The 22,599-nt window shown below is 38.7% G+C and carries 22 protein-coding genes and 1 pseudogene; 12 read left to right on the top strand and 11 right to left on the bottom strand.

The window, feature by feature from the left end; genetic code table 11:
• The first annotated feature begins 17 nt into the window (after positions 1-17).
• Together C0W29_RS06210 and C0W29_RS06205 are read left to right on the top strand one after the other, a co-directional pair.
• Positions 18-1,289: a YeaH/YhbH family protein gene (locus tag C0W29_RS06210; protein WP_045042806.1), complete on the top strand. Its 1,272-nt coding sequence runs from the start codon at positions 18-20 to the stop codon at positions 1,287-1,289.
• Between the two features lie 105 nt (positions 1,290-1,394).
• Entirely contained in the window at positions 1,395-2,924 is a 1,530-nt protein-coding gene (locus C0W29_RS06205) for a SpoVR family protein (protein ID WP_045044905.1), read from the top strand.
• Positions 2,925-2,989: 65 nt separating this feature from the next.
• Here the strand turns inward: C0W29_RS06205 and C0W29_RS06200 are convergent, their stop codons facing one another.
• The 4 genes from C0W29_RS06200 to fadR all read right to left on the bottom strand — a co-directional run bounded on the left by C0W29_RS06200 (position 2,990) and on the right by fadR (position 6,165).
• The gene (locus tag C0W29_RS06200; RefSeq protein WP_045044906.1) at positions 2,990-3,604 is read right to left on the bottom strand and encodes a porin family protein; all 615 of its coding nucleotides are present in this window, start codon (positions 3,602-3,604) and stop codon (positions 2,990-2,992) included.
• 246 nt (positions 3,605-3,850) lie between these two features.
• Positions 3,851-4,336 carry a hypothetical protein gene (locus C0W29_RS06195; RefSeq protein ID WP_045044907.1) on the bottom strand — a complete coding sequence of 162 codons (486 nt, stop codon included), beginning with the start codon at positions 4,334-4,336 and terminating at the stop codon, positions 3,851-3,853.
• Entirely contained in the window at positions 4,330-5,181 is an 852-nt protein-coding gene (locus tag C0W29_RS06190; protein ID WP_080895379.1) for a winged helix-turn-helix domain-containing protein, read from the bottom strand. Before C0W29_RS06190 ends, C0W29_RS06195 begins: the two co-directional genes overlap by 7 nt.
• Positions 5,182-5,313: 132 nt before the next feature.
• A complete protein-coding gene (gene fadR / locus C0W29_RS06185) occupies positions 5,314-6,165 on the bottom strand; it encodes a fatty acid metabolism transcriptional regulator FadR (RefSeq protein ID WP_036793734.1) in 852 nt (283 codons plus the stop codon).
• A 510-nt stretch (positions 6,166-6,675) separates the two neighbouring features.
• Here fadR and nhaB point away from each other — a divergent pair.
• Both nhaB and dsbB read left to right on the top strand, forming a co-directional pair.
• Positions 6,676-8,264 (top strand): annotated as a pseudogene (gene nhaB, locus C0W29_RS06180) (Na(+)/H(+) antiporter NhaB).
• 142 nt (positions 8,265-8,406) lie between these two features.
• Positions 8,407-8,919 (top strand): disulfide bond formation protein DsbB, encoded by a 513-nt coding sequence (dsbB, locus tag C0W29_RS06175; protein ID WP_045042801.1) that lies wholly within the window; start codon positions 8,407-8,409, stop codon positions 8,917-8,919.
• Positions 8,920-8,998: 79 nt separating this feature from the next.
• Here dsbB and C0W29_RS06170 read toward each other — a convergent pair whose 3' ends face one another.
• Both C0W29_RS06170 and C0W29_RS06165 read right to left on the bottom strand, forming a co-directional pair.
• Complete coding sequence (locus C0W29_RS06170; protein ID WP_045044909.1) at positions 8,999-9,424, bottom strand: (deoxy)nucleoside triphosphate pyrophosphohydrolase; 426 nt, start codon at positions 9,422-9,424, stop codon at positions 8,999-9,001.
• Positions 9,424-10,077 carry a YecA/YgfB family protein gene (locus C0W29_RS06165; RefSeq protein ID WP_045044910.1) on the bottom strand — a complete coding sequence of 218 codons (654 nt, stop codon included), beginning with the start codon at positions 10,075-10,077 and terminating at the stop codon, positions 9,424-9,426. Before C0W29_RS06165 ends, C0W29_RS06170 begins: the two co-directional genes overlap by 1 nt.
• A 178-nt stretch (positions 10,078-10,255) precedes the next feature.
• Between C0W29_RS06165 and C0W29_RS06160 the strand changes: the two genes are divergently transcribed.
• The 4 genes from C0W29_RS06160 to C0W29_RS06145 all read left to right on the top strand — a co-directional run bounded on the left by C0W29_RS06160 (position 10,256) and on the right by C0W29_RS06145 (position 14,165).
• Entirely contained in the window at positions 10,256-10,933 is a 678-nt protein-coding gene (locus tag C0W29_RS06160) for an NAD(P)H-binding protein (protein ID WP_045044911.1), read from the top strand.
• 78 nt (positions 10,934-11,011) lie between these two features.
• Positions 11,012-11,956 carry a tRNA dihydrouridine(16) synthase DusC gene (dusC, locus tag C0W29_RS06155; protein WP_045044912.1) on the top strand — a complete coding sequence of 315 codons (945 nt, stop codon included), beginning with the start codon at positions 11,012-11,014 and terminating at the stop codon, positions 11,954-11,956.
• 155 nt (positions 11,957-12,111) lie between these two features.
• On the top strand, positions 12,112-12,978 hold the full coding sequence (ypfJ, locus tag C0W29_RS06150; RefSeq protein WP_045044913.1) for a KPN_02809 family neutral zinc metallopeptidase: 867 nt from the start codon (positions 12,112-12,114) through the stop codon (positions 12,976-12,978).
• Positions 12,979-13,181: 203 nt separating this feature from the next.
• Positions 13,182-14,165 (top strand): MBL fold metallo-hydrolase, encoded by a 984-nt coding sequence (locus C0W29_RS06145; protein ID WP_036793724.1) that lies wholly within the window; start codon positions 13,182-13,184, stop codon positions 14,163-14,165.
• 79 nt (positions 14,166-14,244) lie between these two features.
• Here C0W29_RS06145 and C0W29_RS06140 read toward each other — a convergent pair whose 3' ends face one another.
• A complete protein-coding gene (locus C0W29_RS06140; protein ID WP_080888916.1) occupies positions 14,245-14,688 on the bottom strand; it encodes a YcgN family cysteine cluster protein in 444 nt (147 codons plus the stop codon).
• A gap of 293 nt (positions 14,689-14,981) precedes the next feature.
• On the opposite strand from C0W29_RS06140, the gene C0W29_RS06135 reads away from it, so the two are divergent.
• Entirely contained in the window at positions 14,982-15,230 is a 249-nt protein-coding gene (locus C0W29_RS06135; RefSeq protein WP_036793723.1) for a YkgJ family cysteine cluster protein, read from the top strand.
• Between the two features lie 33 nt (positions 15,231-15,263).
• Here C0W29_RS06135 and C0W29_RS06130 read toward each other — a convergent pair whose 3' ends face one another.
• Positions 15,264-15,509: a TIGR02647 family protein gene (locus tag C0W29_RS06130; protein ID WP_045042795.1), complete on the bottom strand. Its 246-nt coding sequence runs from the start codon at positions 15,507-15,509 to the stop codon at positions 15,264-15,266.
• A gap of 282 nt (positions 15,510-15,791) precedes the next feature.
• Positions 15,792-16,673 (bottom strand): Tim44 domain-containing protein, encoded by an 882-nt coding sequence (locus C0W29_RS06125; RefSeq protein WP_045044914.1) that lies wholly within the window; start codon positions 16,671-16,673, stop codon positions 15,792-15,794.
• Between the two features lie 407 nt (positions 16,674-17,080).
• On the opposite strand from C0W29_RS06125, the gene C0W29_RS06120 reads away from it, so the two are divergent.
• The 3 genes from C0W29_RS06120 (at position 17,081) to C0W29_RS06110 (ending at position 20,118) form a co-directional block, all read left to right on the top strand.
• Positions 17,081-17,485: an NINE protein gene (locus tag C0W29_RS06120; protein WP_036793718.1), complete on the top strand. Its 405-nt coding sequence runs from the start codon at positions 17,081-17,083 to the stop codon at positions 17,483-17,485.
• 143 nt (positions 17,486-17,628) lie between these two features.
• Complete coding sequence (locus C0W29_RS06115) at positions 17,629-18,225, top strand: TetR/AcrR family transcriptional regulator (protein ID WP_045042793.1); 597 nt, start codon at positions 17,629-17,631, stop codon at positions 18,223-18,225.
• 18 nt (positions 18,226-18,243) lie between these two features.
• Positions 18,244-20,118 carry an MFS transporter gene (locus C0W29_RS06110; protein ID WP_045044915.1) on the top strand — a complete coding sequence of 625 codons (1,875 nt, stop codon included), beginning with the start codon at positions 18,244-18,246 and terminating at the stop codon, positions 20,116-20,118.
• A 94-nt stretch (positions 20,119-20,212) separates the two neighbouring features.
• Here C0W29_RS06110 and menE read toward each other — a convergent pair whose 3' ends face one another.
• Positions 20,213-21,637, bottom strand: a complete 1,425-nt coding sequence (gene menE / locus C0W29_RS06105; RefSeq protein WP_045042792.1) for an o-succinylbenzoate--CoA ligase — start codon at positions 21,635-21,637, stop codon at positions 20,213-20,215.
• The gene (gene menC / locus C0W29_RS06100; RefSeq protein WP_045044916.1) at positions 21,625-22,599 is read right to left on the bottom strand and encodes an o-succinylbenzoate synthase; all 975 of its coding nucleotides are present in this window, start codon (positions 22,597-22,599) and stop codon (positions 21,625-21,627) included. Before menC ends, menE begins: the two co-directional genes overlap by 13 nt.

Genomic DNA, 22,599 nt, shown 5'->3' with positions numbered 1-22,599 from the left:
ACAACGAAGGGGGAGCTATGGCACATTTTATTGATCGAAGGCTCAACGGTAAAAATAAGAGCACCGTCAATCGCCAACGTTTTTTACGCCGTCATAAACAGCAAATAAAAGAGTCTATTGCTGATGCGGTAAATAAACGTTCGATTACTGATGTCGATAGTGGTGAGGATATAACCATCCCCTCTCGCGACATTAGCGAACCAGTATTTCATCAAGGTAAAGGGGGACAACGAGAAGTCGTCCACCCCGGTAATGACCAATTTATTCCAGGAGATCGTATTGAACGTCCACAAGGAGGTGGCGGTCAAGGTGGTGCAGGCGAAGGTCAGGCAAGTCCTGATGGTGATGGTCAGGACGATTTTGTCTTTCAAATATCGAAAGATGAATATCTAGATTTATTATTTGAAGATTTAGAGCTGCCTAATCTACAGAAAAATGCCATTAGTCAGATCGTAGAATGGAAAACATTTCGTGCAGGTTATAAATCACAAGGCGTACCGTCAAATATTGCGATTGTAAAATCATTACAAAATTCGCTCGCAAGACGAACAGCAATGACCGCAGGTAAACGCCGAAAAGTACGTGAACTTGAACAAGCCCTTGAATTACTGTTCACAACCGAACCAGCTCAACCTTTTGAAGAGGAACGCATTAAACAAGAAATTACCGTATTACGGAAAAAAATTAACAGTACGCCATTTATTGATACTTTTGACTTACGTTACAAAAACTATGAACGTCGCCCACAACCATCAAGTCAGGCTGTCATGTTCTGCTTAATGGATGTATCAGGCTCGATGGATCAAGCCACTAAAGATATCGCTAAACGGTTTTATATACTGCTGTATTTATTTTTAAATCGTACTTACAAAAATGTTGAAGTGGTGTTTATTCGCCATCACACCCAAGCTAAAGAAGTTGATGAACATGAGTTTTTCTATTCTCAAGAAACTGGTGGCACTATAGTTTCAAGTGCATTAAAAATGATGCATGACATCGTTAAACAACGTTATCGCCCAGAAGAGTGGAACATTTATGCAGCACAAGCTTCTGATGGTGATAATTGGGCGGATGACTCCCCTGGTTGCCGTGAATTACTTGATAAGCACATACTGCCAGTAACACGCTATTACTCATATATTGAGATCACTCGTCGCGCACATCAAACTCTGTGGCGAGAGTATGAATCCTTACATAGCGGCCATGAAAATTTCGCAATGCAAAATATTAAAACAGTCGATGATATTTTCCCGGTGTTTAGGGAGCTATTTAAAAAACAAGTCAGTTAAATTAACGCTATTCCACGGTACTAAATATAATCGGTACAATCGTAAACCTGTGCCGATTATGATTATTTATTCGTTAAATAGTGAATAACATGGGGAGATTGAGTGATGGCAATAATGACAACAACAAAACCACTCAGTGATGGACCAGATTGGACTTTTGATTTGCTTGAACAATATCATGTCGAAATCAAACGTGTAGCTGCACACTATCGGCTTGATACCTACCCAAATCAAATTGAAGTTATCACTGCCGAACAAATGATGGATGCTTATTCCAGTATCGGAATGCCAATCAACTATCACCATTGGTCATTTGGTAAACGTTTCATTGAAACTGAGCGGGGTTACAAACATGGGCAAATGGGTTTAGCCTACGAGATTGTTATTAATTCGAACCCTTGTATCTCTTATCTGATGGAAGAAAATACCATTACCATGCAAGCATTAGTGATGGCGCACGCATGTTATGGGCATAACTCTTTCTTTAAAAGTAATTATCTTTTTAAAACTTGGACTGATGCCAGTTCGATTATTGACTACCTCTTATTCGCTCGCAAATATATAACTGAGTGCGAAGAAAAATATGGTGTTGATGATGTAGAAAAACTTCTCGACTCTTGTCATGCGCTAATGAATTACGGCGTTGATCGCTATAAACGTCCACAAAAAATATCCTTAGTCGAAGAAACTGCACGCCAAAAAGCGCGTGAAGATTACCTTCAGTCTCAAGTAAACTCTCTATGGCGAACCATTCCACAACACCACACAAAAGAAACTGTTATTGAAGAAGAGCGTTTCCCTACTGAGCCTCAAGAAAATATTCTGTATTTCTTTGAAAAACACGCACCATTACTTGAGCCATGGCAACGAGAGCTCGTTCGTATTGTACGTAAAGTTAGCCAATATTTTTATCCACAAAAACAAACCCAAGTAATGAACGAAGGTTGGGCCACATTTTGGCATTACACTATTTTGAATCATCTTTATGATGACGGTTTAGTGACTGATAGATTCATTATGGAATTTCTACATAGCCATACTAATGTTGTCGCACAGCCTGAATATAATAGCCCTTACTACAACGGAATTAATCCTTATGCATTAGGCTTTGCAATGTTCCAAGACATACGTCGTATTTGCGAAAATCCTACTGCCGAAGATAAGTATTGGTTCCCAGATATTGCCGGCTCTGATTGGCTTGAAACGCTACATTTTGCGATGGAAAATTTTAAAGATGAAAGTTTTATTAGCCAATTTTTATCACCCAAATTAATGCGTGATTTTAAATTCTTTGCTGTTGACGATGATGATCGCCATAACTATGTCGAAGTCAGTGCAATACATAATGAAGAAGGCTACCGTGCTATTCGTGAGAAATTATCATCACAATATAATCTCAGTAATAATGAGCCCAATTTACAAATATGGAATGTAGCTTTACGCGGGGATCGTTCATTAACGTTACGCTATATTCCTCATAATCGTATTCCTCTCGCAGAGAGTCATACTGAGGTCATTAAGCACTTACATCGACTATGGGGATTTAACGTGACCCTAGAAGAAGAATTACCTGATGGTCGTGGGAAAATTATTGCAACCTGCCCTGCCAATACACAATATAATACCGATATATAATTAATAAAAACCGCCTTGTTTGTTATATCAAGGCGGTTTTATTATATTATGATAAATTTAATAATTTAGAATTTATATGTAGTACCAACATACCAGCTACCAACTGATTGATCATAATCTTTATTATTATATTTATCTTCAAGAGTATAAAAGTCTGCCTCATAAGCCACACGCATACCTAAGCCTGGAACTTGTTTAATTTGATACTCTACGCCAGCACCTAAACGATATAAGCCGCCATCTTTTTTAAAACTTCCCGATTTAATAAACATTTGACCTAGGCCAGCAGTTGCAAAAGGACGTAAACCATTATCAAACGTATAACCAACATTCGCTGCGATACTGTATGACTGTTGTTTAACCTTAAATTTTCCTGTATCTCCTTCAGACACGATATTATATTTAGTATCACCATAAGAAGTATATTGTGCTTCAATAGAAACAATACGGTTAAATTGGTAACCCGTAATTACTTTATATGCTGTATCTGATTTAGTTGAAATACCGATGCCATGTTCCTTAGACATTTCTGATGAAACTTTATCATGAAAATCTGTTGTACCAACACCGCCACCAACATAAAAACCCTTATACTTATTTAATGCTGTATTATTTTCGCTAGCGACTGCATATGAAGATAATAATGAACACATTACTGCTGCTACGATTAATTTTTTCATGAGATATAAATCCAAATTGGGTATAAAAAAGAGGTGACAGAATACAAATTTATATCGAAAAAAAACAAACCAAAAAAAAACCATCACCAAATAAAATACTAAGTGATTAAAAATTAAAACAAAAAGTTTCAAATAAATTTAATAAAAACAATAAAAATAATTTTATACATCCAATATTATCAAAATTAAATCGTTAACATATTAAAAGATCGATTCTTTGCAATCGCTTTATAAAATACAGCCAGACTAATTTTTATAACAAACCATATCAAAAACATCACTTTTATTCATTGAGTAGAAATACATCTTGTTGCCTAACTGCTTATAAGCGTACGATATACTATAGCCCTGATAATCTTGATAGCTCTTATTTATATTACTGTCTTGATATTTTTTAAGTAATCTCACTCGCTCAAATTTTAACGTTAATTCATTCTTTCTTTGGTTGTATTTACCCTCATAAAACACCTCAATAGGAGATCTATTACCATTATTTTTCTCTACTGTAATATATTCATGAATCATAAAGCTATCTTCAGAGCTAAAGGTAAAAATCATATGTTCGGTAAAAGTACGATATTCAGTGTATGCTTTAGATATAAAGCTATTTTTGGATTGATCACAGTACCACCGTGTTGTAACAAGGCGATCATCCTTAACCTTTAAAATAAACAACCCAAGCAATACAATAATAACAATTATCGATAAAGTAATATTTACGATCTTTAACATGCAACACTTTTCCCCATCAAATAATAATTCAACCTCTCTCCTAAATCATCATTTGTATATTCAGACATTCTAAAATTAAAAGCCCTTCCATCATTGGTAATAATAAATATAACTAACCCTACATGGTTCTTTATTCTCGTATTATTATAAAACCTCACGTAAACCTCAGCATTACAGATTGAAGATATTCCTTGTTTTATCTCTTCGATAATTTTACTCGAATCTAATTCAGAGTTATTTACTGTATGGATATAAACAGTATTATTACGTATATTAACTGCTTCAGAATAACTCGATTTATTAATAAAATAAGGTCGTGATTTTATTTCATAATAGTTATAAGCAGTTAAAATTAGTAATACACCTAAAAAAAAGATTAATAAAACAGTTATTTTATGACTACTTAACCAACTCGCTTTAGCTCGGTTGCTCTCGAAAGGTATAGCAGCAGTACCACTATTAATGGTTTGTTCTTTAACAATAGGCGCAGTAACGTCACAATCATTAATATTGCTTTCTTTTTGTACACTACCAACAACCTCAAGCAAATAACCTGATTTACTTACGGTAGTGATAGTTAAAATATCTGGACAATTTTTATGCAGTATCTTTCTTAATTTAGAAATAACATTCGTCAGCGCCTGCTCAGAGACAATAACATCCCCCCAGCATTGAGATAATAATAAATCTTTCTCAACACATTGCCCTTGATACTCTAACAATAATAAAAAGACATCACTCACTCTCGGCGTAAAATACTCGGTATAGCCATTTTTATGTGTCAACACTCGCGTTGAACTATCGTAGTGAATAGGGCCAATTTGATATATTTTACTGCTGATCATTTTAATCTTTACTATTAACATAACGTATAACTAATTATTAGTTATATTAACATCTTTATCCAATAAGATACGATGGTTATAAAAAAAGAGAGCTAATAAGCTCTCTTTTTTATTTTTATATTAGCAATATTTTTACTGCTCTTCTTCATATAAATATTTAGAGATCTTAACGCGATGGGTATACCAAATCGCACCACTTTCTCGGCCATATTTTTTAATACGATCAGCAACTAACTCTGCTTGATGACCATCACAATATGCTTGCAGGTCACTATAGAAATTCAGCGCTAATTGGCACGCTTCCGGATTCATAAAATAATAACCACCAACGCGGGTATAAATTTTACGCAGTCCATTGATTGTCAGCACATAAAGCGTGTTACCTGATTTTCCCGCCATTCCTTGGAACAAACGGTAATCATAATAATTAAAAGCGCGTGCACGACAAATTTCCTCACATAGCTGAGGATCATTTTTACCGTATTTATCGACGATTTTCTTTACTTCTTGGAGTAAGTTTAATCGGTCATCACTATTTTCAATAAACTCAGCAAAACTCTCGGCAGCTAATAATCGCTGACATGATTCAATAACATGTTGAATTAATTCGCTGGAGTTTTCTGGATTACCTTTGACAGCATAGCGCATAAAAACACTACTAATATCCGTACGAGCAGCTAATAAATCAGCTAATACTCGTTGGACATCCTGTCCATCTAGTGTGATTAACGTATCTAAAATGCTTAAACCAGATGTATCCATGTAATTATTTACACGGGTCGGTTTACCATGTTGAATCGTTAACCAGCCATCTCGTGCTAAACGCTGCAATACTTCACGTAATGTTGTTCGAGTTACGCCAATCAGTTCCGAAAGTTCACGCTCAGCAGGAAGAATAGAGCCCTGAGGAAAGTGATTATTCCAGATACTTTCAATAATGTATTTCTCAGCAAACGTCGCTGGGCTATCTGCCTTAATAACCATCTAAGTTCAATCCAATTCGCTTCTTGCTTATGTTATTTATTAACACTCATCATACCACTAGTTCTTCAATAGCTGAAATCTAGTACACAAGTCTGACACTAAGCAGATAGATATGTACAAAAATAAACCATCTATACCTTCAAAGATTGCCTTAGTTGCATTATTTTATCAGCTTGCGATATTTTGCCTGCAATATTCTGTATATTGTAGCGCTAATATCTAAGGTACCAGCCTCAATTTGTGATGAAAACGTTACAATTTATTTGCATGTATGTGTATGCGGTTGACTAATAAAATTCAATCGGTAGAGTTATCATTAACAAACTGGGAGCAAATGGACGTTGCTGCCTGCTTTAAGTTAAATGTCATTATTTATGATGTTTATCTTAAAGAACTCAATCACTCCTGAAAATTTTTAGCATGATGCGATTAATTATCAGCTGATTAGTCCTCGCACGCATTCGTACCATTTCATACCTTCAAACTTGCACTAATTTAAGAGATTTAAACATGGCTATATCGCTAGGGAATGCTTTTATAAAAAACTTTTTAGGTAAGGCACCTGACTGGTACAAAATTGCAATCATTTCTTTTCTTATCATTAATCCATTGGTTTTCTTTCTCGTCGATCCTTTTGTTGCTGGGTGGTTACTGGTAGTAGAGTTTATCTTTACTCTTGCAATGGCACTTAAATGTTATCCTCTTCAGCCTGGCGGTTTGCTCGCCATTGAAGCTGTTGCAATTGGCATGACCAGTGCAGAACAAGTGAAGCATGAGCTGGTAGCAAATATCGAAGTACTATTACTATTAGTCTTTATGGTTGCTGGCATCTACTTCATGAAGCAGCTGCTACTGTTTATTTTCACCAAAATATTAATCAGCATTAAATCTAAGATACTGCTTTCTCTTGCTTTTTGCATCATGGCCGCTTTCCTATCAGCATTTCTTGATGCACTAACCGTTATTGCGGTGGTTATCAGCGTTACTGTTGGTTTCTATAGCATTTATCACAAAGTCGCTTCAGGACAAGATCCTAATGCTCATCATGATCATACTGACGATGATCATGTCCAAGAACTAAGCCGTGATGATCTTGAAAACTATCGTGCTTTTTTACGCAGCTTATTAATGCATGCAGGTGTCGGTACTGCACTTGGCGGTGTAATGACGATGGTCGGTGAACCACAAAACTTAATCATTGCCGACCAAGCTGGCTGGCAGTTTGGTGAGTTTATTATTCGTATGTCACCAGTCACTATTCCGGTGTTCATTTGTGGTCTTTGTACTTGTGTTCTGGTTGAGAAATTCAAAATTTGTGGTTATGGAGCGCAATTGCCAGAAAATGTTCGTGCCATTTTGGTAGACCTCGATAACGAAGAACGTAAACGCCGCACTAACGTTGATTATGCAAAGTTTATCGTACAAGGCATTATTGCTGTTTGGCTGATTGTTGGTCTAGCAATGCACTTAGCGGCTGTTGGATTAATTGGTCTAACCGTTATCATTTTTGCGACGGCATTTACGGGAATCACGGAAGAGCATGCCTTAGGGAAAGCGTTTGAGGAAGCATTACCTTTCACCGCATTATTAGCAGTATTTTTCTCTGTAGTTGCTGTGATTATTGATCAACAGTTATTTACACCAATTATCGGTTGGGTATTAACACTTGAAGGTAGCTCTCAATTAACCATGTTCTATATTGCCAATGGTTTATTGTCGATGGTATCGGATAATGTTTTTGTCGGTACGGTATACATTAACGAAGTTAAAGCTGCATTAGTCAATGGTGTCATCGATCGTAATCAGTTTGATATGTTAGCCGTTGCTATCAATACAGGTACCAACTTACCTTCAGTTGCAACGCTAATGGCCAGGCAGCATTCTTATTCGTACTCACGTCTGCGCTTGCTCCTCTAATTCGTCTTTCTTACGGACGTATGGTCTATATGGCCTTACCTTATACTATCGTTTTAACCTTTGTTGGTTTAGCGGGTATTGAATTGTTACTCGTACCAATGACGGATTGGTTCTACAGCATGAACTGGTTAACTCAAGCAACAATAGACGCAGCTGCATCAGTTCCTGCGGTAGGTCATTAAAATAACACAACGGACTTATATGAAGATTTACTTATCTTTAGAGCTATGCTTGAATAACGAATCGTAATAAATGCCATATCTCTTTTCAACGCCCTGATGTTCAGGGCGTTGTTTTGTCCAGTTAGTTATTAGAGTACCGATAATGCAAGTGCTTAATTCTTTTTCAAAAACACGTTTAGCTTGGTTGCTACTACTACTCTCAATTATTTTCTTTGAAAGTTCGGCGCTCTTTTTCGAACACGTCATGAACCTTGCACCTTGTGTGATGTGCGTTTATGAACGTGTCGCAATGATGGGGATTGGTATTGCAGCTCTAATTGGTTTAATAGCACCTAAAAATGGTCTATTACGCTGGTTAGGTTTAGCTGGCTGGGGTTATGGTGCATACCGTGGCTTAGAGCTGGCATATCAACACGTTGGTTTTCAATTTAATCCATCGCCATTTGCAACCTGTGATTTATTTGTCAAATTCCCATCATGGGCTCCCCTTAACCACTGGGCGCCATGGATGTTTGAAGCTTATGGTGATTGCGCTAAAATCGTATGGGGATTCCTTGGCCTTTCAATGCCACAATGGCTAGTGATTATTTTTGCAGCCAATCTTATCGTATGGGCTATTATGGTTATCGCACAATTTTTTGGTAATAAGCGTTAAGCTGATACGCCAATACATAAAAAAGCGAAGCACTATGCTTCGCTTTTTTGATCTGCCAATTTAATCTACAACTATATATTTACCCTTTGGCGTTACTCATCTGCGCCATATGATTATGTAAGGCAGTGATAATCGGATAGTCGGCCGCACAAAAACGATAATTATCTAATTGTGATAATGAAACCCACGCCATTTGTTGATGACTATTTAATTGGATCTCACCTTGCTGCCAATGACTTAAATAACCTTTAAGTTCAACGATTTTATCACCATAATCAAAGACACTATCAGCCAACCATACTCCTGTTGTCGTACCAATAGACAACTCTTCACACAATTCACGTTCGAGAGCTTGTGCTGGCGTTTCATCAACTTCAACTTTACCGCCAGGAAATTCCCACAAACCACCCTGACTTGCACTCTCTAACCGCTGTGCAATGAAATAATAACCTTGTTTTTCAATCACGCCGGCAACTACAATCAAACGTGGTTTATTCACTAACATTACAGTGTCTTACCACAGCATTGTTTAAATTTCTTACCACTTTCGCACGGACATGGATCATTGCGTCCAATACCTTTAAACGGATTAATTGCCTGTGCGCCAGAACCTATCTGCAATTGATCTGCTGCCATCATCACTTCGGTTAGCATTAATGGTAATTGTGCATATAACTCACTCGCCGCAGGCATGCCCGTTACACCCGCTTGTTCCATTTGAGCTAACGTTTCAGCTTCATCCACCAGCAACATTAATGTCGTCAATAACGCAGATAACATCCGCATGGTGCCATCTGATACTGTTTGTTGCTGCCAGTTAGGCTCAATGAATACCCATACAGCTAAAAAGCCTTGAGCAAATTCACGCAATGCAACCTCTGTACTGCCATCTTGTTGCCACAACAAACACTCAGGTAATTGATATTCACCCGCCTTTACCATTCGATATTGCATTTCAAAATGATTAAGAATAGGCATTTTATCAGCCTCATCGACCATCACTACTGCTACTTCATCGCCGCCGCCATTTATTAACACAGGTAACCATACTTCTGGCTCCATTGGCTTAGGGTTAGCATTTGCTGCAAATAAAGCGCCTTCAATAAAAGCGGCCGACATACCTTGCCAATGTGGAGGCAATGTGATTAATGTGTTCATAGGGTGTCCTAGTTAATTCTTTTGATTCACTTTAACGCTATTATACGTCGAATATGAGTGATGATAGCCATAACTGCACCATAAATAGCCCCTAATGAGTGAAATTTGATGCACTTAAAAGCAAATTAGATAAAAATACGCTATCTATAGCCCTCGACTTATTATGATGGATACACTTATGTCACCCCATTCACTGAATGCGATTATTGCTGGAGCCAGCGGCTTAATCGGTACTGAGCTATTACATCAATTACTCGATCACCCTCGTTTTAATCACATCTACGCCCTGACTCGTCGATCATTACCTTTTCATAGTAAGAGATTACATCAAATTATAGACAGTCAATTACGTATTATTACTTGGGAAAACGATCAACCTATACCTGAATATGGTTTTATCTGTTTAGGCACCACTAAAAAAGAAGCCGGTAGCAATCAGGCTCTTGAAGCTATTGATGTCGATTTAGTCAAAAATGTTGCTATCACCATGAAAAACCTCGGCGTAAAACACCTTGTCGTCGTATCAAGCTTAGGTGCATGCCAACATTCTCCAGCTCATTATTTACGCTGTAAAGGTAAGATGGAACAAGCATTAACAGCGCTTGCGTTTGAACATTGTGTTTTTGTTCGCCCAGGGCCACTTAAAGGGGAGCGTAATAAACCTCGTAAAGATGAATTAGCCATTCAACGTATTTTTGAAATTATTCATCCAATAATGATTGGCCCCCTAAAACACTTTACTCCAATACCTGCAGAAGATGTGGCAACTAGCATGTTAAAAATGGCAATCGCATGTGATAAGCATCACTTACAACCAACCACCATTATTTCAGGTCATCATCTACGTTCAATATAAAAACAAAGATGACAAACTAGCCAACTCGCACTAGACTCTTGCCCCTTAGCGTATTTACTGAGTAGAGCAACCACCCCTATGCGAGTTATTTTAGGCCCGATGGAAGGCGTATTAGATCACCTAATGCGCGAGATGCTAACCGAAATTAATGACTATGATCTTTGTGTCACTGAATTTGTACGTATCATTGATAGCCTATTACCTAATAGTGTTTTCTATCGTTTATGTCCTGAATTGCACCAAGGCGGTAAAACACGCTCAGGTACCCCCGTTCGTGTGCAATTGCTAGGTCAATATCCACAATGGATGGCTGAAAATGCCCATCGTGCTTGTAATCTTGGTTCAGCAGGCATCGATATTAACTTTGGTTGTCCAGCCAAAGCAGTTAATAAAAGTCGCGGTGGCGCGGTATTGCTCAAAGAGCCTAAATTAATCTATCAAATTGTTAAAGCAACACGGGAAGCTGTCAATCCGACTAAACCTGTAACGGCAAAAGTACGCTTAGGCTGGGATGACCCACAACAGTGTTTTGAAATTGCAGATGCCATTGCTCAAGCGGGTGCTGACGAAATGGTGATCCATGCGCGGACTAAAGATGATGGCTATAAAGCCGAGACCATAAAATGGGATTACATTCGCCAGCTTCGCCAGCATGTTAAATTGCCAATTATTGCCAATGGTGAGGTTTGGAACCATGCTGATGGCCAAGCCTGCTTAGCAGCAACGAATACTGATGCGTTAATGGTTTGTCGTGGCGCATTGAACTTACCCAACTTAGGTAATGTAGTAAAACATAACCAAGATCCAATGACTTGGGAGCAAGTATTAGCACTGCTACTTACCTATTCTCAATTCGAAATTAAAGGTGATAAAGGCTTATATTATCCTAATCGGGTTAAACAATGGTTTGCTTACCTGCGTCATCAGTACCCACAGGCTAAAATGCTCTTTACTGATATTCGCTGTCTCAATAAAGCCGCACCTATTATTGAGCGCTTAGAACAAGCCCAACAACAATTGTAATATCTCTTCCCTCCCCTTTACTGGTTATAGTACGAGGGGAGATAAATTTATCACAACCGCACACTCCAATACTCCTCGTTGAAGAAAAAGATCCCACGCGTCCCAAATTTTGAGCCATTATTGAATCATCGGCTACCAATAATGAAGGATTGATAATGCGTTGGAAGAACTCTCGCCAAAGCTCAAATATTGAAGATCGACGCGGCGATAGCCCGACTCAAGCAGGACCCCCCATTGCAGGATTATTACGCTTAGTTCCATTACTGATGCGCAGTAAAATAGGTCGAATTATCTTAGTGGTTGGTGGATTATTCTTTGCCTACCAATATTTTACTGGCGGCGGCACCTCACTCGGAATCCAGCAATCACACACCCCCACAAAAGCGCCATTACAACTCAATGATGAGAATAAACAATTTGTAGCCGCTATTCTTGGCTCAACAGAAAGTGTATGGGATAAACAACTAGCGGGAAAATACCAACCGCCAACATTAGTATTATATAACGATATTACTCGCACCGGTTGTGGCACAGGATCAGCTCAGTCGGGACCTTTTTATTGCCCCGCAGATCAAAAAATCTATCTTGATCTGGGCTTTATTAACGAACTAAACAAATTAGGCGCATCGGGTGATTTTGCATTTGCATATGTCATTGCCCATGAAGTTGGCCACCATGTTCAAAAACTACTTGGAACCAGTGATAAAGTTCATCAACTACAACAGCGTAGCGATGAGATCACCGCCAATAAACTCAGTGTAAACTTGGAACTTCAAGCTGACTGTTACGCCGGCGTATGGGGCTATTATGTGAATCAGCAAGGCATGCTTGAGGCTGGCGATATTGAAGAAGGAATTAATGCCGCCAGTGCTGTCGGTGATGACAGGTTGCAAAAACTCGCAGGTAAAGCAGTCCAACCGGATGCGTTTACTCATGGTAGTTCACAGCAGCGTATCGCATGGTTTCAAAAAGGATTTAAAACAGGTAACCCTAGTGTCTGCGATACATTTACTCGTCCATAATCAAGACGAATAGCCTCCCTAGAAATAGAATAATATCGGATCATATATAGCTATAAGGTCCGTTTTTATTCCGATTGCCCACAAATAACATTTTTTTACAATTATACGTATTCTCTAGCGCAACAATCCGTTATAACGTCGTATTATTCAGCAAAACAATCAAATATGAACACTGTTGCTGTTATTTCTATAGGGAAAATAGAATGTTCAAAAAAAGTCTTTTAGTCTTACTATGCTCTTTTTCAGCTTATGCGCAGGCTGGATTTGATGTTATCACTTTAGGCAGTAAGGGAGGCATTCAGGATGGTAATTTAACCGCATTTCTTATCAAAGACACTCATGACACTAATTATGTCACCCTTGATGCAGGAACCGTGGTTAATGGCCTTATTGTGGCCGATGAAAAGCAAGCTTTTAAAGACATTAAACTCCCCAAAGACTCGCCTTATACTAAAGTTGGTTATGTGCTACGTGAGAAAATTAAAGGTTATTTAATCAGTCACGCACACCTAGATCATCTCGCTGGAATGATCATTACCTCACCGGATGATAGCCGTAAATATATCTATGGTTTACCGTCAGTCAATGGAACCATTACCGAGACTTATTTTAATTGGCAAGCTTGGCCTAACTTTGGTAACCGTGGCCAAGGTTATCAATTAGGTAAATACCAATATCGTGATTTATCGGCTCAAAAGTGGCTGCCAATTAAAGACACTTATTTACACGCTAAAGCACTACCATTAAGCCATGCTGGTATTGAATCCTCGGCATTTCTTATTAAGAATAATCATAAACAAGTGATGGTCTATCTTGGTGATACTGGTGCTGACAGCGTTGAGCAAAGCGATCATCTAAATAGTTTATGGTCGACATTGGCACCTTATATTAAAAACAAACAATTAAAAGGGATCATGATTGAAACGTCCTTCACCAATAAAGTGCCTGAACGCTCATTATATGGCCATTTAACGCCTAAATTATTATTAGAGGAATTAGCTGTACTTGAATATAAAGCTGGCGGTAAGGGAAGTTTAACTGGACTACCTATTGTTATCACCCATATAAAATACAGCTTACTTAAAAATATCGATCCACAATCGATTATTAAGCAGCAACTTAATGCAGGAAATACCTTTGGGGTGACATTCCATTTCCCGGTTCAGGGTGAACGTTTTATCTTATAACGTGTTACTGGTTATAAAAAAAGCGCCTCCGTTTCGTAACGGAGGCGCTATTTATTCAACGACCACAAGTTAATCGTTATTATTCACTGATACGATTAGGATGATTTAAAATATGATCTTCCCAATCAATCACATCGATTTCATACACAATCTTATTACGTACTGATTCATCCGCTTTGTGCATAGCCTCTTTAGAGCCGGTGAGCAAAGGATGCCACTCAGGTAACGGTTTACCTTCCGCAAGTAAACGGTAAGCACATGTTTCAGGTAACCATGCAAACTCTTCAATTCGCTCACGAGTCAGCTTAAGACACTCTTCACCAGACTCAAATCGATTAGGATAATCTTTACATGAACATGTTTGGTTATCGAGTAAGCTACAAGCGACATTGGTGTAATAGATATCGTCAGTATCATCATCAATTAACTTATGTAGACAACATTTTCCACAGCCATCACAAAGTGATTCCCACTCTTGATCTGTCATTGTCGTTAAGTCTTTCTGTTGCCAAAAATGGGTCATGATACTTACACCAGTATTGTTATTTGTGTCGCTCAATACGCCACAATAATGAATGAGCTTATCAAAAAATAAAGCAGGCGGTTTTTATAGCGATCAATACGGTAAACTGCAAATTAAAAATACCTATTAATCGTTAATATCGACAGAAATAATAGCCATTATCATTTAGCGTAGAAATAAAGAGCCGATCTGTAAATGATCACGACAAATAAAGTCGATAACTAAATTTGGCTTTTAGGATTAACAATGGTAATTTGCGCAACCGATTTACAAAGCAGAAAGAGAGAAGAGTGATGGAATGTCGTTTAGGTTGTGGAGCATGTTGTATTGCCCCAAGTATATCATCATCCATTCCAGGAATGGTTAACGGTAAGCCTGCAGGTGTTCGTTGTATTCAACTAAATGAAAACAATCTCTGCCAATTATTTGGTAAGCCAGAGCGCCCTGCTGTATGCCACAATTTTAAAGCTTGCTCTGATATTTGTGGTAATACCAATGAGCAAGCCTTAACAATTATTACCGAACTTGAGCAAATAACATAACCGTTATTGCCGTTCGTTTACTGGAGAATAGAACTATTCTTTAACTGCGCCAGTAAGGATACGTAATGCACTTTTAGCATTTTCTACAACTTGATGGCCAGAATATGTCAAGTATCCTCCATCCTCTTCAGTCACTAATCCTTTCGCATACAAACGTTGCGCTGCAGAGATAACAGCAGGACTTGCATCGCTATGAACCTTAATGCCTTCCATATTGCTATGCATAGGGAATTTTACCAGTAGATTCATTTCATCAACGATATCGGGAGTGTACAGCATAGTCACCTCTTTCATGGAAAATCCCAGCGGGATAAATAATCTATTCTTAATATTAGCGTTTGTTGGTAAGAAAACTAGGTGCAGAGATCAATATCTGAAGATCTTTCTCTATCAGGGTGAGATCTGTGTCAAAAATTTGAACATCTATCAGTCATTCAGTTTCAAAACTGTATAAAAAACAACCCAAGCTATTGAGAGATATAAAAAAGCCGCTTAGAAAAGAGTTCACATAATATGAAATCTTTTGCTATTAGCGGCTTTTTTGACTGCGATTTATCGCGATTATGCTTGAATACCAACAATTAACCATGGTGCATTAGGTTTACGTAAATCACGCTCTAAATGCCATACATCATTAATGTCTTCTTCCACACCTTCAGCACTGTCTTTATAACGGCCACTAAACTTAATGCTTAGTTGCGCCATATTAGCGTCATAATCTGCACGTACTAGCTCAGCATCAACATACATTACTTCAGTATGCTGTTCACCTGTCAGTTTTGCACGCTCAGCAGTTAAATCAGCCATCAACGCTGGAGACACATACTCACGAATTTTTTCCAATTCGTTATGATTCCAAGCGCCTTGAATAACACGGTAATGATCACGAGAACCATTTAAAAATGCATTCATATTAAAGTTTGGCGGCAGGTTAAACGGCACATCACTGTCTGTTGATTCATAACCAGACGATTGCTGCTGTTGTGCTGCTCCTTGACGAAACTGTTGTTGCTGTTGTTGCTGTTGTTGTTGCTGAGACTGACGAGGGGAATTGCCCGCATAAGACTCACGGTGCCCCATAGGAGTACCTTTATTAGCACGCATTGCTTTAAATAGCTTAAACAATACAAAGGCAATGATACCGATGATAAGAATATCCATAAATTGGATACCATCAAATGCACCACCAAAGAAAGCAGCTAACAGACCACCAGCAAGAAGACCACCTAACAAACCACCCATTAGGCCTTTTTTCGCTGATGACGCTGCGGTAGGATTTTGTTTACGGATAGTATCAGTCTGTTGTGGTTGCTGCTTACGAACCGGAGCGGTTTTAAAGCTTTTACCAAACGACTTACCACCACCGAATTTTTTTGCTTCTGCATGTGGTGCTGTAAACGACACCGCCACAATAAGAGCAAATACGGTAAAAAAGCGTTTCATGATAATAGATATACCTTTGTCATTAACTCTAAGCATCGTAGCTATTCGCTACAGAATGTCAATTTAATCACCCATCAAAATTGTTACTAACGTTTAACATTGTTGTAATTATCTAATATAACAAATTAAAAGCCTAATAATCATACATCTAACACTAACAATATAGACATTAACAATTGTGATTCTCTATATAATTAAACATAAATAGCTTTAATATGCATGCTTATGTGTAATAAATTGAACTAATACAACCTAAAAGGTGAAAATTATCAGATCATTCCATATATTATCCGCAGTAAACGTTTATTATTATATACTGTTTTTTATGTCATCAACGAAAGTGAACAATACCGGCTCAAAGACGGGACTTTCCTTGATTATTATCATATTTCTCAATGGAGATATCTATGCAAGAGAACAATACACATAGTAAATTTGTGGGTTATCTATTGTGGATTTTTGGTTTTACCGGTGCTCACCGTTTTTATTATGGTAAACCTGTCACAGGCACAATCTGGTTTTTAACGTTAGGTTTACTCGGCATCGGCTGGTTAATCGATTTATTTTTAATCCCATCAATGAACCGTGAATCTGATTTACGTTTCGCTAGCGGTGAAATCGATTACAACATTGCATGGCTATTACTGACTTTCCTTGGAATATTTGGTGTTCACCGCATGTATATGGGGAAATGGCTCACCGGTATCCTTTACTTATGTACGTGTGGTTTCTTCCTCATCGGTATTCTTATTGATTTTTGGACGCTAAATGATCAAGTATCATTAGAAAATACCAAGAAACGAAACGCTTAACATATCAATTTATGGATTCGTATTATGTCTGATTTATGTTACGCATAATGCCTCATGGATGAGAATTATTAAAATAATTAAAAAAGCGGCCTACAGCTAGGCTAATTACGACAATTGCAAACATATTTAAAGAGTATAACTCCATGGCAAGAAGAAATGACCACACCCGCGAAGAATTGGTAAATATGACTCTTGAGCAAGTGAAAAACTTTCTCGATGAGCACCCACATCATGAACTGAGCTTACGTAAAGTCGCAGCGATGATTGGCTATGTACCAAGTACTTTAGTTAATGTGTTCGGTAACTATAATCTATTACTCCTTCATGCCGTTGCTCAAACACTAGATGAATTATTCCAACAAGCTGAACTTTGTGTCCGTGATTCAACGTCCTCACAACAAGCATTGCGTAATCTTGCTTTCTGCTATCTTGATTTTGCAACAGCGCATCCTTACCGTTGGCAGTTAATTTTCCAACATACAATGAATGGTGAAGATCTTCCTGAATGGCAAACAGATCGTATTGATAATATGACAGGCATGCTAGAAGCATTAATTGGTCAAATTAATAGTGATATGAGTGGTGAGCAAGTACTTGAAGCAAGCCGCGTTATTTGGGCTGGTGTACACGGTATTACCTTACTAACAGTGGATGATAAATTGTTCACCTCTGCTCCAGTTGACGGAAAAGCATTGATCAATAATTTATTAGATACCTACTTAAATTCATGGCACAAGTAATTTAACGAGAACAACAGAATGTCCCCTAAGTCTCAATCAAGCCTGTTAACTAAACGTCGGTTTTTACCTTATTTTCTTACACAGGCCTTAGGGGCATTTAACGATAATGTTTATAAGAATATTCTACTTATTTTTATTGCTTATGCCTCAGTACATACGCTTCCACTTAACGCCGATTTATTAATTAATTTAGCAGCAGGATTATTTATCCTTCCGTTTTTCTTATTTTCAGCCTCTGCCGGTATTCTTGCTGATATTTATGATAAAGCTAAAATCATGCGTATGGTTAAGCTGGCAGAAGTCATTATCATGTCTTGTGCGGCCATCGCCTTTATTTACCAAAGCTATTTATCATTACTGTTTTTACTGTTTCTAATGGGCACTCAATCTGCTTTCTTTGGGCCTGCTAAATATGCTTTATTACCGCAACACCTTAAAAAAAGCGAATTAGTCTCTGGTAATGCACTGGTTGAAACAGGCACATTCCTTGCCATTTTGCTAGGTACAATTATCGCTGGCGTGATCGCTAATAGTGACAATGGGCGTTATATTGCCGCCATTAGTGTCATTATCTTTGCCATTTTAGGCTATCTCGCATCGCTAGCTATTCCAGCGGCACCACCAAGCCAACCGCACCTTAAATTTCATTGGCGTCCATGGCAGCAAACACGCCATACCATGAAAATAGCTCAACAAGATAAAATCATCTTCCAATGTATTCTTGGTATTAGTTGGTTTTGGTTCCTTGGCGCTTGTTACTTAACCCAATTTCCAAATTTTGCGCGCACCAATTTAGGCGGCCAAGCATCATCTGTCTCTTTTTTATTAACCTTGTTCTCTATCGGCATTGCTATTGGATCAATGCTATGTGACCGTCTATCACAGCACCGAGTTGATCCAGGGATTGTACCGATTGGTTGTTTTGGGATCAGTTTTTTCGGTTTGGGGTTATACGTTATGACACCCGATGTGATTCCCGTCAGCAACTCAATAATAACATTCATTGCCCAACCGTCATTATGGCCGGTCTTTATTTCATTATTATTGCTTGGTGTGGCCGGTGGTATTTTCATTGTGCCGCTATATACCCTTATGCAGCAACGCGCCAAAGAAGATCAACGCGCTCAAATTATAGCCGCCAATAATATTTGGAATGCGGTCTTTATGGTGATGAGTGCCATTGCAGCAATAGTTTGCTTATCTTTATTACAGTTATCTATTCCACAATTTTTCTTATTACTAGCAGGATTAAACGGACTTGTCTTAGTTTATATCTATTTCCAAGCTCCTGACTTTTTTTGGCGGTTTGTAGTGTGGATTGTGACTCACACCATGTATCGTGTCCGTCATAAAAACCTCAATAATCTGCCTCAACGTGGCGGAACGTTATTAGTGTGTAATCATGTTAGTTATATGGATGCACTATTATTAGCAGGTGCTTGCCCCCGCCCAATTCGATTTTTAATGGATAAAGATATTTACAATCTCCCCGTTATCAATGCATTTTGTCGTGCTTGCAAAGCAATACCTGTCGATGCCAATGATCGTAAATCAGTACGAACAGCATTTGCTCAAGTGGCAACGTATTTAGAAAATGGCGATATTGTGTGTGTTTTCCCTGAAGGTCACCTGACTCAAGATGGTGAAATTGCTCCCTTTATGCGCGGTATTGATTTAATTATTAAACGCTCAAACGTTCAGGTTATTCCAGTGGCTTTACAAGGCTTATGGGGCAGTTATTTTAGTCGTGCAGGTGGACATGCTTTACTTAAATGCCCTACTCGTTTTTGGTCTAAAGTAACTATCGTTGCGGGTAATTGCGTACCTTCAGAGGAAACCAATAGTCAATTACTGCGCCAACAAGTGATGACATTACGTGGTGACCAGCGCTAGTGATAATGTCATATAAACTGCTCGATGGGATTTAACCGATAATAAAAAGGCGAAGCTATTATGCTTCGCCTTTTTATTAATATTAGCATTGCTTTTATGCTTGTGTCGCTAACCACTGCGCTAACTCTGTGCGTGAAATTTTCACACTTTGCGTAAAGCTCTCAGGTAATTCAACATAGCGAATTGGACGCTTATAAGGTGCCACGTTTTGCGATATATAAGTGACTAATTGATCAATCAAATAATTATCTAACGGTTGAGCAGTTGTTAATATCGCCACCGGTCTAGCACCAAAATCATGATCAGCAACCGGTAACACAATCACTTGGTTAACCGCAGGGTGCTGTAATAATACCTGTTCAATATCTTCTGGCTGTACATTCTCACCACCAGAAATAAACATATTATCAGCTCGACCACGAATAAATAATTCGTCATCATGCCACTCACCTAAATCTTTGGTTGCAAACCACTCATCGTCGTCATTACATCCTACTAAGGAGAAAATAGTACGATTACGGTAATACCCCAAACATAACACTTTACCACTCACCCAAATTTCACCATCACGTAAAATAAGCTTGCGGTAAGGTAAAACGGTACCGACACCAGGACTACTATTCGCGCGTTTAGCCGTTATCGTCGACGCCATTTCTGTCATCCCATAGCCACTCCAACATTCAATACCGACTTGTTCAGCTGCCGTAGTTAAACTGACTGGAATCGTCGCGCCACCTAATAATACCTGCTGTAGTTGATGTTGCTGTGCATATTCAGAATCAAGAAAACGTTGTAGCTGTGTCGGCACTAATGACGCATGACTGACCCATTGCAAGGCTTGTTGTTGCAATTCTGGCTCAACCACGACAATTCTTGCACCACGGTATAACCACCGCCAAACAATGGCTAAGCCTGAAATATGGAATAACGGTAATGACAGTAACCAGCTGTCATCAGCGGTAAATGTCATTTGTTTTAATAATCCACTCGCACTAGCTAAATGTGACTGCGCATGATGTACCACAGCTTTAGGAGCGCCCGTCGAACCCGATGTTAATGTCAGCGTAACCGGACGATGCTCTTGCCACATAACAGGAATAAGACGATTAGACGTCGTATCCATCATTAATGAGATCTCTTTCCCTGGTAACTGCTCAGCAAGCTCCGCACTTGAGCACCAAAGATAATCATTACCTAATAGTGCTAATTGCTCCGTAAGTGCTTTAGAGGGCAATTTAGGATTAAGGCCCACATAACGCGCGCCAACCCGAATTATTGCCAGTAACAGCCATAATACATCAATACTATTGGGTGCAACGACTGCAACTAATTGATCGCGCTTTACACCTTGAGCAACTAACCGTTGCGCATACTTTTCAATATTCGCTGTAACTTCAATCCAATTCCACGACACAGCGTCTGCGTTTACATCACCTAATGCAATCGCAACCTCTGTAGGTCGTTGTTCGGCCCAATATTGCCAAGGCCACATCTGAAATGCTGCTTTTATTTGTGCCATACTACGTCTAATTCAGATAAAGGGATCACCGGCAGTTCACAGCCCGGCCATGACTGCATTAATTGAACTTGAAATAATTGCATTGTATCTAACCCAGGGATCACATTTGGGGTTTGCCATTGCGCTAAACGTGCCAACTGATTTAAACCCAAACTTGATTCAATACTTGAGCTAATTACAGCAATTAATCCGGCAGCATGTGCTTGCTCGATCAATGAAATACAACGATCAAGCGAACCTATCAACGTCGGTTTAATAATAATAGCTGCAACACCTGGCTCTGCTTTTACTTCAAACCCAGCATCACGTACTGTTTCATCCCAAGCAATATTAATTCCAGTTTGTTGTGCAAATGCCAAACTATCACTAGGCTCACGACAAGGTTCTTCTAAAAAAGCAATACTACTGCGGTGTTCAGGTTTAACATATTTAGCAAATTGTTGCGCTTTTAATAGCGTCCATTGGCGATTAGCATCTAGTCGTAATCGCATATCGGGAATAGCTTCAAGAAGCATATTAGCAACAATGCCATCACGTACAGCTTCATACATTCCGACTTTAATCTTAGCGACTTTATCACCAGGCATTTGGTTCAAACGTACTACCAAATCATCAGGATCCCCTGAACATAATGGCGCAACCAAATAATTACCAGTAACGGGAAGCTCAGCCGCTAACTCCGCCATTGCACAACTAATACCAAAAGCTACGGATGGAAATGCAGTATCAAGCTCAAGCGCTTCACCCGCAACCCATTGTGAAAGTAACTGTTGTGCTTGCGCTCCCGCCTCTGCGGCCGTCTCAATACTAAATTCAGGTAATGGCGCAATTTCACCATAAGCCCGTTGTTGATCTTGACATAACTCAATCACCCAACCTTCGCGCGTAACCAAGCGTTGATCACGTAAAATAACCCCAGAATCCATTGGAAGTTGGTATTGAAATAACTTAGCGCTACGCAT

It is taken from the genome of Photobacterium kishitanii (assembly GCF_003026355.1).
In the GTDB taxonomy this organism is placed as follows: domain Bacteria; phylum Pseudomonadota; class Gammaproteobacteria; order Enterobacterales; family Vibrionaceae; genus Photobacterium; species Photobacterium kishitanii.
This window is presented reverse-complemented; position numbering and strand designations above follow the sequence as displayed.